This window comes from Acidimicrobiia bacterium (assembly GCA_036396535.1).
Lineage (GTDB): Bacteria > Actinomycetota > Acidimicrobiia > Spongiisociales > UBA5794 > DASWKR01.
In genome coordinates this window covers 1-12,100 of record DASWKR010000008.1, presented here as the reverse complement: position 1 = coordinate 12,100, position 12,100 = coordinate 1, and the positions used below count along the sequence as shown (strand labels likewise).

Below are 12,100 nucleotides of genomic sequence, written 5' to 3'. Positions count from 1 at the left end.
GCTCGAGCTGCTCGGCCGCCGCGGGCCCCTCGGCCGCCGGTTCCTCGGTTGCATCGATCGGGTCGCCGTCAGCCTGCGGACGATCGTCTTCGACCTCAGCGATCGGTGCGGGATGAGCCTCTCCGACCACGTCTTCCCGCTCGACGGCCTCGGCCGTCTCTTCGCCGGCGGGGGCCTCGTCGGCGACTGCGGTCGCCATCTCTGTGGCTGCATCCGCCACAGCGTCACCCGGCTCCTGGGTGACCTCGTTTTCTTGTTCGATCATGCGAGAACGTCAACTCCTTGGCAATGGGTTGCCCGAGCGCGCGCTGACCTGCCTCGGGCAGCCACGAGGTTACCAGGTTCGGGAGGCGCTGGTGAAGTGACGTCAGCTCTTAGTGTCGGCGAGGGACCTGCCGATGGCCGTGTCGACGCGTAGCGGCACCCGCAGCTCGACGATGCCTTCCATCGTTCGCTTCGTCAGCTCCGTCACCGCCTCGATCTCGTCCTCGGGTACCTCCAGGACGAGCTCGTCGTGGACCTGCAGGAGCATCTCGGCGCGGTATCCACCGGCCCGCAGGGCCTCGTCGAGCTCGACCATCGCCTTCTTGATGATGTCGGCCGCCGAGCCCTGGATCGGAGCGTTCAAGGCCATCCGCTCCCCCATCTGCCTGTCCCGGAAATTCGACGACGCCAGCTCCGGGAGGTAGCGGCGCCTCCCGAGCAGGGTGGTCGTGAACCCGGTCGCCCTGGCGTCGGCGACGATCCCCCTCATGAAGGCTCTCACCTCCGGGAACTGGGCGAAGTACTGCTCGACGTGGGCCGCCGCCTCCTCGCGGGAGATCTCGAGGCGCTGGGCGAGCCCGAACGCCTCCATCCCGTAGAGGAGCCCGAAGTTGATCATCTTCGCCCGGCGTCTGGCGTCCGGATCGACCTCGGCGAGCGATACGCCGCCGACCCGGGCGGCGGTGGCGGTGTGGATATCGAGATCGTGCTCGAAGGCGTCCACGAGCCCGCGATCGCCCGACATGTGCGCCAGTATGCGAAGCTCGATCTGGCTGTAATCGGCTACGAGGAACACGCATCCCTCCTCGGCGACGAACGCCTTGCGGATGACCCTGCCTTCCTCGGATCGGATCGGGATGTTCTGCAGATTCGGCTGCTCCTGCGAGAGGCGGCCCGTCGCGGCGGCCATCTGGTTGAAGCGGCCCCGTATTCGCCCGTCCTCCTCGATGAGCGGCAGCAGGGCATCGACGTACGTCGATCGCAGCTTCTCCAGCTCTCGATAGCGCAGCAGGTTCTCGACGACCGGATGCTCGTCCCGCAGCTTCCCGAGGACGGAGGCATCCGTCGACGGCTGACCCTTCGGAGTCTTGGCGAGGACCGGAAGGCCGAGTCTGTCGAAGAGCACCTCGCGCAGCTGCAATGTCGAGTTGATGTTGAACGGCTCTCCGGCTGCCTCGTGGATCGCCGTCTCCAACTCACCCAAGCGTTTACGGAGATCGTCGCCGAGATCGGTGAGGAACTCGGCATCGACCGCGATGCCTGTGACCTCCATCCTCGCCAGGATCGGGATCAACGGCAGCTCGATGTCCTCCAGGAGAGCGGTGCTGCCCCTCGCCTCGACCTGCTGGCGCAGCGCAGGCACCAGGCGGGCGACCGTGACGGCACGCCTGGCAGCCGATTCGAGATCGGGCCCTTGACGGCCCGAGAAGTCGAAGGACGCCTGCGGCGCTCCCTCGCCGTCGTCCTGCGCCGCTTCCACCGTGAGGCCGAGCTCCCGATAGGCGAGCTCTTCGAGGTCCGGGGCGCGCTGGGCAGGGTTGATGACGTAGGCGGCGAGGGCCGTGTCGAACGCCACCCGGTACGGGCCCGTCTCCGCCTCGATGAGGGCGCCCAGCACCCGCTTGGCGTCGTGCGCCACCATGCCGTCGGCCTTCAAGCGGGCATCGAGGATGGACAACGACTCGAGGGGCACGAACAGGGCGGCGGCGTCGGACGAGGCGCACATGACCCCGGCGAGCTCGAACCCATCCGTCACGAGCTCGACGACCACGGGTCCCGGCGGCAGTGCCTCGACACCTGCCAAGTCGACGGCGGTCGTCACCTCGACGTCTATCGACTCCGCGGCGGCCGCAGCCTGTCCCCCCAGCTCGACGAGACGATCCCACAACGTGCGAAACGCCAACCCGTCGAACACCATGCGGACCTCGTCGCGGTCCCACTCGCGCAGCGTGAAGGCCTCGATGTCGACTTTGCCGCCTTCGGCGTCGCCGAACGTGACGTCACGGACGAGCGTCATCAGCTCTCGGTTCAGCATGACCTGATCCCTGGCCTCGGTCAGGTTCTGGCGCAACCTCGGTGTCAGCTCATCCAGGTGGGCGAACACGCCGTCGAGGTCGCCGTAGGACTGGATGAGCTTGGAGGCCGTCTTCTCACCGACGCCCGGGACACCCGGGAGATTGTCGCTGGTGTCGCCGCGCAAGGCGGCGTAGTCCCGGTAGCGGTCGGGAGCGATGCCATATCGCTCCACGATCCACGCCCTGTCAGCCTTGACGGTGTCCGAGATGCCCCGCCGGGTGTAGAGCACCGTCACTCCGTCCTCGATGAGCTGGAAGGCATCCCGATCGCCGGTCACGACGATCACGTCCCATCCTGCCGCCCGGGCCTGGGCCGTGAGCGTTGCGATGATGTCGTCCGCTTCGAGGCCCTGCTTCCTGAGCTGGGCGATCTTCAGCGAGTCGAGCACCTCGTCGATGAGCGGGAGCTGCCCCCTGAACAGCTCAGGAGGGGCCTCTCTCTGAGCCTTGTACTCGGCGTACCTCTCCGTCCGGAAGGTCGGACCCCGGACGTCCCAGGCAACCGCCAGCGCATCTGGGTGCTCGTCTCCGAGGAGCTTTATGAGCATCGAGGTGAATCCGAACACTGCGTTCGTGACCTGGCCCGCCGGCGTCGCCAGATCGGCAGGGAGAGCGTAGAACGCCCTGTACGCGAGGCTGTGACCGTCGAGCAGCGCGATCTTCGGCATCGTCCGAGTGTACGGCGGCGCCGCCGACGCGGCGTGCGCCCCGAAGCAAGCCCGTCAACCCGTCCGCTAGGGCAACAGGTGGATCGGCTGGCCGTTGATCCTGGCACCCCACGTCGTGCGCTCTGTCACGGTCGCCGTCGGGGCGAAGTTGTACGTCACCCGCAACCAGCAGTCGATGGCGCACGTGTACGTGCTCGGGATGTCGAAGCGGAACTCGACCCACTGGTTGTTGAACCGCTGCCCGGATGTGTTGAGCAGACAAGGCGCCGAGCCTGGACTGTCGTCTCCCGTCCACCCGGTGATCGGGTTCTTGGCGTGGTTGTAGATCCTCACCCCGCAGTCCCAGGCGGCCGCCTCGCCATCGAAGCTCAGATTGGCAAAGCCTCCGCTGATGTCACCCGGGTCGAACAGGGAGATTACGAGCTGGGTGCCCGCATAGATGTCCTCGAGCTTGACGATCTTGAAGTTGGCGGTGACGCCCGCCTGGATCATGTCGAGTGACATCGCCCCGAGGCCGTACACGTCGACGCCGCTGTTCTGGTTGCCGCCGACCAAGGTGCGGATGGAGAAGTCGGAGATCGCCCTGCCATTGCCGTCGATGGACACGGCCAGCACGTAGAGGCCCTTGGTGGCCGTGACCGTGCACACCGACGTCCACTCGCGCACACCCGCCGACGTCCCGGAGCTGGCCTCGCCGTACGTGCGTGAGCAGCCGGGGATGGCCGGGTTGTCCGCCGGGTTGCCGGGCGTCTGGTCCGGTGCGAACAGAGTGAACCGGAGGGCGAAACCGGACGGTGGATCGGCCCGGTCGCCGGTGGCCAAGGGGTTACCGGCCAGGAAGTTGCTCTGGTTGTTCCTCCAGTGGGGCCCGTCGTAGATCTGGATGTTCATCGACTGGCCGACCTCGGAGTCGGGCACCTCGACGGCGTAGTAGTACGCCGGGTCGATGTACTGGGGATTCGGCGTGCCGCTCGAGCAGGCTGCGACGCACCTCGTGCTGAACGGGTCGCCGTTCTCCTTCGGCTCGCGCTCGCCGTTGATGGCGACGAAGAAGAACCGGTTGCGCGTCGGGTCTGTCGGGTCACTACCGAGGTACGGCTCGTCGCTGCCGAGCTTCAGGGGGGGCAACTGCTCGGCGGTGGCGTCGCGCATGAAGCTCACCGAGTCGAGACCGAACACCTTCATGAAGAACGTCGGCGCCGTCGTGGCCACCTGGACGTTGAGCCGGTTGGGCCGCCCAGCAACGGGCTGGGGCGTGACCGTGGTCCCCGAGCCGGACGTGTACCCGTTGCGCGCCGCCACATCGATGGCCGTGTCGTGCGCTTCGGACGCCGCGAACGGGACCGAGGCAGGGTAAGGCATGTGCACGACGCCGGCGAGCGCCGACGCTTCGGCCGCCTTCTGAGCCTCGGTGGTCTTGAGGTACAGCCAGCCGAGGTCGACTGCGAAGCCGGCCATCCCCATGAGGGTGACCAGAACGAGCGTGGCGAGGATCAGCGTCGCCCCGCGCTGCTTCGGGTCTGCATCTTCGCCTTCCGCCGTCACGGGAGCGATTCGGTTCTCGAGTCTTTCGATCAGTTTCATGGGGCAAACACCTGTGGTTCCAGTCTCATCAGTGCGTCGTCTGTCCAGCACGTCGCACCTGCGGTGCCGTCGCACTGGACGTTGGGCAGGGGGAGCAAGCCGCCGGTGACCCAGTCGTGCTTGAAGGTGATCCGGACGCCCATGACGTCGAGCCCGGGGAGCTCCACGTCCCTCGACGCCGGGGCCCAACTCCAGCCCGAGTACCCGGCGGACGGGTCGGGGCACGGGTTCCAGTCGCAACTCGGGGCGAAGCCCGGTGAGTAGAGGTAGCGGTTGCAGCTCGTACCCGGGCAGCCCGAGACCGGGTTGCCGCTCGAGTTTGCCCGGAAGACGTCGACGAAGCGGATGATGTCTATTCCGGAGTTGGCGAGCGTACCCAGGGACTGCTCGAGCGACTTCAGCACCTCGAAGTCGGACTCGTCGTTGTCGCCGAGCGAGGAGCCCACCCGGGCCGCTCCCTGGGAGGCGTTCGAGATGGTGAGTCTGTCGCGAAACGCCAGGCCGAACTCGATGATCCCGAACAGGAGGGTGAACAGCAGCGAGGCAACGAGCGTGAACTCGATGAGGCTGGTGCCGGATTCGGATGCGCGCTCAGAGTCACGCTCTCGACCAGGAAAACTACTCACAGTTGTCAACCCTACCTGAGAGTGTTCATGTTTGCGACGATGAATTTGCGCCATCAAGTCCCGCCCGTCAATGGGTCGCCTGCACCTTCTATCGACACATGGAGGACAATTCCTGAGTGGCGAATTGCCACGCTGGGCGCGTTCATCCCGGGTATCCCCTCTTTCAAGGCAGGAGGTGGACCGGACCACCCTGGATGGTGGCGGTCCACGTCGTGCGGTCGTGGGGCGCCGAACCGAATGCGTAGGTGACATCGGCCCAGCAGGAGGCCGGGCACGCGTATGTCGTCGGCACGTCGAACTGGAACTCGACCCACTGGTTGTTGTGCTCGTTCGGCGCGATGTTGAGCTCACAACCGGCGCCCCCGTCGTCGGCGTGCCAGTTGGCGACGACCGAGCCGTGGTCGTCGAGCTCCCTGACACGGCACTCGAGCCCGGCAACTGCGCCACCGAACGTCAGGGTCCCCGCCTGGCCGAGGTCGCCCGCATCCCACAGCGCCACGACGAGCGATGTCCCGGCGTAGATCGGGTCGAGGCGAACGATCTTGAAGACCGGGCTGGTGTTCGGGTCGTGCATCGCCAGAGAGAGCGCCCCGAAGCCCCACATCTCTACGTTGTTCGCCGTGGAGCCGTTGATCCGGGAGCGGAGCGAGAACTTGTTGTTGGAGTACGTGTCCCCCGAGACCGAGAGCTCGAGGACGTAGGTCCCCTCGACCGCCGTCGTCGTACAGAGCGTGTCCCACACCTGTGCCTCTGACGGGTCGTAGCCGGGGCTCCCCAGGGCGTGGTAGTCGTCTCGGCAGATCTCGACCGCGTTGTCGCTGGGGTCGTCCGGAGTCTGGTCGGGCGCGAGGAGGCGGAAGGTCGTGACGTACGGCGTCACGTCCCACCGGTAGTGGTAGTCGGCGGTCTGGAGCGCCGGGTCCGTCCATGGCCCGTCGAAGACGTCGACTGCCAGCGTCGTGCCGACGTGCCCGGCCGGGACATTGACCGCGAAGTAGTACGCAGGGTTCCGATACTCGTGATTGCCCGTGGCGCTGCAGCCTGCCGGCACCGGATTCGGATAGGGCGGTGGCCCGCCCGGACCGGCCGATCCGAGGTAGCACACCGTCGAGAACGGGTCACCCTCGTTCTTGCCGGTGTACGTGCCGTTGACCGACAGCCAGTAGTGCGTGTTGCGAGAAGGGTCGGTCGGATCCTTGCCGAGGAACGGCTCGTCGCTGCCCATCTTGAGCGGTGGGAGGTGCTCGGCGATGGCGTCGCGGCTGAACGACACGCTCCCGATGCCGAAGATCCGCATGAAGAAGGTCGGAACGGACGTAGCCACGTCGACCTCGAGCTGGTTGGGGTGGCCGGGCACTTCGCTGGGCGTCACGGTGGTGCCGGATCCCGTCGTGTAGCCGTTGCGGGCGGCGACGTCCACCGCGGTGTCCCACGCCTCGGCGCCTGCCCCCCAGGGGACCGCGCCCGGCTTGGGCATGTGGACGACCCCGGCGAGGGCGGATGCCTCCGCCGCCTTCAGGGCCTGGTTCGCCTTGAGATAGAGCCACCCCAGGTCGACTGCGAACCCCGCCATCCCGAGGAGCACGACGATCGTGAGCGAGGCGAGCACGAGCGTCGCTCCTCGCTCCTTGTCGGTCCCCTTCTCGCCTTCGGATCCTTCACGCCCCGAGGCGAGCCGGCTCATGGCTCGAACACCTGCGGCTCTTGCCTGAACAGAGCGATGTCGACCCAGCATGAGGTGCCCGGCGCGCCCGTGCAGTCGACGTTCGGCAGGGGGATGAGGCCGCCCGTGATCCAGTTGTGCGAGAACGTGGTCCGAACCCCGAGGACCTCCAGGTCGGGGAGGGCAACGTCGCGCGAGGAGGGATTCCACGGCCATCCCGAGTAGCCGGCGTCCGGGTCGGGGCACGGGTTCCAGTCACACCCCGGACCACCCGGCGTGTACGTGTACCGGTTGCATGCCGCACCAGGGCATCCGGACGCGGGCAGTCCGGCAGTCGTGGCCCTGAACACGTCGACGAACTTCACGATCTGGATGCCGGTGTTCGGGAGGTTGGAGAGCGAGGACTCCATCGCCTTCAGGATCTCGAAGTCGGCGTCGGCGTCGTCGCCCCGGGCCGCCCCGACCCTGGCGGCGTTCTGGGTTGCGTTCGATATCGTCAGCCGGTCGCGAAAAGCGAGCCCGAACTCGATGATCCCGAAGAGCATGGAGAAGAGGAGCGAGGCGACGATGGTGAACTCGAGAATCGTGGTCCCGCGCTCGAACCGCCGTCTCTGGTGACCAGCAAGCTGATCGATGATCCTGTTCATCAGGCCCTTCTCGCCCGTGTGATGCCGAATGCGGCCTGAGGGATGATCGACGGGGCGACCAAGGATCTGGAGGCCATTTTCTGCGCGCACAACCGGACTAGCGCGCCCACTCAGTCCCGCAGCCGCGCCACCAACTTGCGCCGCCTCGCCTCGAGGCGCTGCTGCTCCGCCTGCAGCCGGGCGAGATGGTCCTCGAAGCGACGCACATCGGCGGCCGTCTCGCGGGCGTCGGCGCGATCGAGCGGCGACTCGCTGACGGCGGCGTCGCGCCTCGCATCGTCGTCGAGGTGTCGATGGATCGAGAGCTCCTCGGCGACGAGGCGTTCCGACTCTCGCAGTGCGGCCTGCCTGTCGACGATCCGGAGCAGCTTGCGCTCGAGCCTCCCCACACCGGCGATTCTACGGTCGCTCCTATCATCGGGTCCTCGCCGGGATGGCGAAATCGGTAGACGCGACGGACTCAAAATCCGTTGGGCGCAAGCCCGTGGGGGTTCGAGTCCCCCTCCCGGTACCCAGCGTGGCCAGTGGGTTTGGCCGTTCCTCTGACCGACCTCAGGGGACAGCGATCGCCGCACGCGCAGCCCGCCCATAGGATGAGGCAATGGCCCAACGCATCTGGCGCCTCTCGGCCGCGGCGCTCCTCTTCACTGTGTCGGTCTCGATAGCCGCGTTCGTGTTCCTCGACGCCGGTCCCTTTCACGCGTTGAGTTGTCTCGTGGATGGACGTGACGGATGGCTCGTCGAGTATCCCACATCGGCGGTGACTGCCGACGAGATCATCGAGACGGTCCGCCAGGAGACAACCTGTGTCCCCGTCAACGTCGGCTACGTCGATTGGGATCGGGTGCCCGAAGGCCAACTGGCACGCCCACCAAAATTCCGCGACTGGTTCCGGCTTGGTGCGGCGCTCCAACTGTGGGTCGAAGGCTCGGCAGACCAGGCTATAGACCCATGCCGCCCGCTCGGCCCGAGAATGTCTCCACCCTCGGATTGTCCTGGCGGCCCCCAACTCGCTCCCACCAGCCCATGAGCCATTCGCCGGTCCTCGACCACCCGGGCGCCCGCGGGTCTTATCTGCATGAGTCACCCGACCGGACACAAGAAGCCTGACACTCCGCTGCTTGCGCAACCGGGTCGGCTGTGGCCGGCTGCGTCACGCCAGAACGCGATCTCCGTTCCTGTCGGTGAGGGCCGGTACGTTGGTATCGGTGCCGCTCGACCGGGGAGATCGCCGATGGATGCCAGAACCAGGGCCTGGATCGACCAAGAGGACGCCCAGATGAGGACCGTGGTGCGCCGCCACGGCTGGATGATCCGATACGTGGGCGGCGGTTGCAACGTCCCCGGATGCGAGTGCCCGCCGGACGACGGCCCTGCCTTCGCCTACACCGTCGGGCTCTTCGGGCTCGCCCATCCGGAGCTGCTCATCTTCGGCGTTGCACCGGAGACGGCCATGTCGGTCCTCAATGCCCTCGGCGAACGGATCCGGAGCGGAGAGGACCTCATCCCCGACCGGCTGGTCTCCCTGCCGCAGTGGCCCCACCACCTCATCCCGGAGACCGTTCCCAACCCGGGTGCGATCGCCTTTGACGCCAACCGCTTCTACCGCCGGCGGCGCGCCGGTTCAGTGCCGGTGCTCCAATTGGGCTACTGCGACGACGAGGACCGGTTCCCCTGGGAGGACGGCTACTCCGGGCCCGAGCAGCCGAGGCCCGGTACCTTTACCGCCTGAGAGCGGGTGTGTCAGCGGGGGCAATCGACGGCCACCGCGAGGGCGGCGCACACCTCTCGCATCCGGTCGTCCGCAAGTCGGCCGAGACGGTCCGTCAAGGCAGCCACCGAGACACTCTCGACCGAGTCGAGGTTGACGGCCGAGCGGAGGAGAACCGGATCATCCCCCGCCTCCAGGACGACCTCGCTCGCCAGCCCACGGATGGTGGTGGTGCACGGTGCGACCAGCGCACGTCGCAATCGGGGGATGGCCGCATCCCGCGAGAGCACCACGACCGGACGGCGCGAGACTTCCGCAAGCACGCACCACCACACCTCTCCGCGAGTGGGCAACGGTGTCACGAGGAGGCGGCAGCCTCACGGAAGGATGCGAGGTCGCCCCAGGCGTCGGGTTCATCGAGTGGATGGTCGTCGTACCCTGAGTACGCGGCATCGATCTCAGCTGCCCGACTCTGAGCCAGCAACGCGGCAAGAGCCTCGTCGAGGAGGGTGGCGTCGTTGACACCGCGCAGGCGCCGCGCTTCGTCGAGCAACTGCGAATCGACGGTGGTGCTGACTCGTACCCGTGGCATGCCATAACTATGCCATTGTCCGGGCATGGAAGTCGAGAGCGCATCGAGCGCAGATCGGGGTGGTGGTCACTGTGTGTTGTCGGTGGGCAGTTGCGCGGCGAATGCGTGACGCATGAGACGTGCCAGGCGTTTCTCTCGTCGGTCGGCCCGGAGGCGGGACTCAAATCCGTTGGGCGCAAGCCCGTGGGGTTCGAGTCCCCTTCCCGGTGCCCGGTATCGGCTCATTCCCAGACTCTGGTGGATCAGCCGCCCACCCGCGAACGAGGGCGGCGCCTGCTCACCAGCCCGGCCCGGCCACCGGGGCCCCCCCGGCGGACAGTCCCGTCGGGCGCGTCAGCGCCAGCTGTCGCGGGCCGACCCGACCAGCGGGTAGTCGTCGGCACCCAGGAACAACACGCAGTTGAACGCTCGGGCGCCGGCCTGCCATTGCACGTCGCTGACGGTGAACGCCTCGGCATAGAACGCCGACAGGTTCTGAGGGACTCCGACGAAGGACGGGAAGGCTGCGGCGCACAACCGGGCCGCGGAGTCCTGGAACCGCCCATAGTCGGCCTCCGCCGCCTCCCCGGAGTGGTAGATCTCGGCGAAGTGCTCGCCGCCGCATTCGGCCACCTCGAGCGGTCCCGTCGAGCGGCCGTCATCGAGAATGCCTGTGAGGCACGTACCCGTCGGAGCGCTCACGGCGTCGATGATGCTTCCCGGCTCGAGAACATCGTCGACGGACACTGCTGACAGCACGAGCACGTACTCGTCGCCGCAGCGACCATCCACGACGCGGCCGACGTCGCCGCGCTCGCCTCTGGCCGCCACCCACGCCGACGGCGAGGCATCCAAGAACGACCCCGCCGGGGTGTACAACGCTTCGACGCACCAGCCTTCGGGTTCACCCACGATGAAGAGGATGCGAGCCTCGGTGGGATCGGCCCTCGGGACGTGCAGAGACTCCACCAGGAAGTCGGCGCCCCAGAGCGTGTCGCCACCGCTGGACACCAAAGTCGTCACGCTCAGCCGTGGCAGCCTGTCGTGCTCGACGACGTACCCGGCCACCGCGGCGCTGACGGCTGCGGCGTCGTCCCGAGCCGACCGCTCGTCCGCCGACGGTCGCAAGATCAGCCAGGCGGCGACGAGTACCGCCACGCCTGCCGCGACAACAACAACTCGCTTCACGGGTGATGCTCCACCACGCCTCATTCTGCCGTGGGTCGGCGGCGCGCAACAGGCCCGAGTGCAACCCGGGCACCGTCGAGTTGTGCGAGGGCCTGCCGTCCTTGGGTGTGGTGCGTTCGTACCGGTCGGTGCGGCAGGCCCTCGCGACCTGGAGATCGAACCGCCGAAGGGGTAGCGATCTTCTCCCCACCTGGGGCGCAGGATGGTCGAAGGACCGCTGTTTGGGGAGAAGGGTTTCCAGAACCTTCGAGGTGACTAGTTACTTAGTCACTCCCCGAACGCCGCCGACGGCTGCCGCCAGAGCGGACACCGCCTTGGCGAGCTCCTCTGCTGCGGCGGCACCGTCCGGGGCGTCGAGCACCCGGCGCACGAGTGCCGACCCGACGATCACGCCGTCCGCCACCGCGGCGGCAGCGCGGGCGTGCTCCGGCGTCGAGATGCCGACCCCGAGGACGAGGGGGATGTCGGTGACTGCGTGGACTCGATGGGCGAGCGCGGCCGCCCGTGAGCTGACGACTGCCCTCTCACCGGTGACTCCCAACTCGGCGACCCCATAGAGGAACGCCGGCCGGTGAGCAGCGATCTCTGCCAGCCGAGCGTCGTCGGTCGTCGGTGCGACGAACAGCACCGTGCCGAGCCCGGCCGCCGTGAAGGCGTCCTCGAAGGGGTAGGACTCCTCGGCGGGCATGTCGGCGACGATGACCCCGCACCCACCGGCGTCGCGCACCCACGCCGCGAAGGTCTCAGGCCCGACTCGGAGCACGGGGTTGACGTACGTCATCACGACGACCGGTTTGCGGGTGCCGGCCACGACGTCCTCGACGATCCCGAGCGCCGTGTCGAGGGCTGTCCCGGCGTCGATGGCGCGCAGCCCTGCCTCATGGATCGTCGGCCCGTCCATGAGAGGATCAGAGTACGGGATCCCGACCTCGAACCCGTCGGCTCCCGCGTCCGCCATGGCTGTGAAGATTCCGAGCGACTCCGCCGGGCTCGGAAGCCCGGCCGTCATGTAGGGAAGCAGGACCGCCCGGCCGTCGGCGCGTGCCGCCGCGAACAGAGCGCCGAGTTGCGCCGCCCCGGTGTCAGCCATCGAACGCCGAGAC

13 protein-coding genes and 1 tRNA gene are annotated in these 12,100 nt (G+C 67.5%); 3 read left to right on the top strand and 11 right to left on the bottom strand.

The annotated features are described in order from the left end of the window. The 7 genes from VGC47_01145 to VGC47_01115 form a co-directional block, all read right to left on the bottom strand. Positions 1-265: peptidoglycan-binding protein LysM (locus tag VGC47_01145; protein ID HEX9853906.1), on the bottom strand; the 265-nt coding region annotated here is incomplete at its 3' end. Positions 266-367: 102 nt separating this feature from the next. Further along, positions 368-3,007 carry a DNA polymerase I gene (gene polA, locus VGC47_01140; protein HEX9853905.1) on the bottom strand — a complete coding sequence of 880 codons (2,640 nt, stop codon included), beginning with the start codon at positions 3,005-3,007 and terminating at the stop codon, positions 368-370. A gap of 66 nt (positions 3,008-3,073) precedes the next feature. After that, positions 3,074-4,591: a pilus assembly protein TadG-related protein gene (locus VGC47_01135; GenBank protein ID HEX9853904.1), complete on the bottom strand. Its 1,518-nt coding sequence runs from the start codon at positions 4,589-4,591 to the stop codon at positions 3,074-3,076. Next, on the bottom strand, positions 4,588-5,217 hold the full coding sequence (locus VGC47_01130) for a TadE/TadG family type IV pilus assembly protein (protein ID HEX9853903.1): 630 nt from the start codon (positions 5,215-5,217) through the stop codon (positions 4,588-4,590). Before VGC47_01130 ends, VGC47_01135 begins: the two co-directional genes overlap by 4 nt. A 163-nt stretch (positions 5,218-5,380) precedes the next feature. Continuing rightward, complete coding sequence (locus VGC47_01125) at positions 5,381-6,901, bottom strand: pilus assembly protein TadG-related protein (protein HEX9853902.1); 1,521 nt, start codon at positions 6,899-6,901, stop codon at positions 5,381-5,383. Continuing rightward, positions 6,898-7,527, bottom strand: a complete 630-nt coding sequence (locus VGC47_01120) for a TadE/TadG family type IV pilus assembly protein (GenBank protein ID HEX9853901.1) — start codon at positions 7,525-7,527, stop codon at positions 6,898-6,900. Before VGC47_01120 ends, VGC47_01125 begins: the two co-directional genes overlap by 4 nt. Before the next feature lie 110 nt (positions 7,528-7,637). Further along, a complete protein-coding gene (locus tag VGC47_01115) occupies positions 7,638-7,916 on the bottom strand; it encodes a hypothetical protein (protein HEX9853900.1) in 279 nt (92 codons plus the stop codon). A gap of 38 nt (positions 7,917-7,954) precedes the next feature. On the opposite strand from VGC47_01115, the gene VGC47_01110 reads away from it, so the two are divergent. The 3 genes from VGC47_01110 to VGC47_01100 all read left to right on the top strand — a co-directional run bounded on the left by VGC47_01110 (position 7,955) and on the right by VGC47_01100 (position 9,259). Continuing rightward, positions 7,955-8,038, top strand: a tRNA-Leu gene (locus tag VGC47_01110). Positions 8,039-8,128: 90 nt separating this feature from the next. Beyond that, complete coding sequence (locus VGC47_01105; protein ID HEX9853899.1) at positions 8,129-8,557, top strand: hypothetical protein; 429 nt, start codon at positions 8,129-8,131, stop codon at positions 8,555-8,557. Positions 8,558-8,761: 204 nt separating this feature from the next. After that, positions 8,762-9,259 (top strand): DUF4262 domain-containing protein, encoded by a 498-nt coding sequence (locus tag VGC47_01100; protein HEX9853898.1) that lies wholly within the window; start codon positions 8,762-8,764, stop codon positions 9,257-9,259. 11 nt (positions 9,260-9,270) lie between these two features. Here VGC47_01100 and VGC47_01095 read toward each other — a convergent pair whose 3' ends face one another. The 4 genes from VGC47_01095 to trpA form a co-directional block, all read right to left on the bottom strand. Continuing rightward, complete coding sequence (locus VGC47_01095) at positions 9,271-9,600, bottom strand: type II toxin-antitoxin system PemK/MazF family toxin (GenBank protein HEX9853897.1); 330 nt, start codon at positions 9,598-9,600, stop codon at positions 9,271-9,273. Then, the gene (locus VGC47_01090) at positions 9,597-9,830 is read right to left on the bottom strand and encodes a DUF2191 domain-containing protein (GenBank protein HEX9853896.1); all 234 of its coding nucleotides are present in this window, start codon (positions 9,828-9,830) and stop codon (positions 9,597-9,599) included. Before VGC47_01090 ends, VGC47_01095 begins: the two co-directional genes overlap by 4 nt. A gap of 333 nt (positions 9,831-10,163) precedes the next feature. Next, positions 10,164-10,997 carry a hypothetical protein gene (locus tag VGC47_01085; GenBank protein HEX9853895.1) on the bottom strand — a complete coding sequence of 278 codons (834 nt, stop codon included), beginning with the start codon at positions 10,995-10,997 and terminating at the stop codon, positions 10,164-10,166. A gap of 259 nt (positions 10,998-11,256) precedes the next feature. Further along, the coding region (gene trpA / locus VGC47_01080; protein HEX9853894.1) for a tryptophan synthase subunit alpha at positions 11,257-12,100 on the bottom strand (844 nt) is incomplete at its 5' end.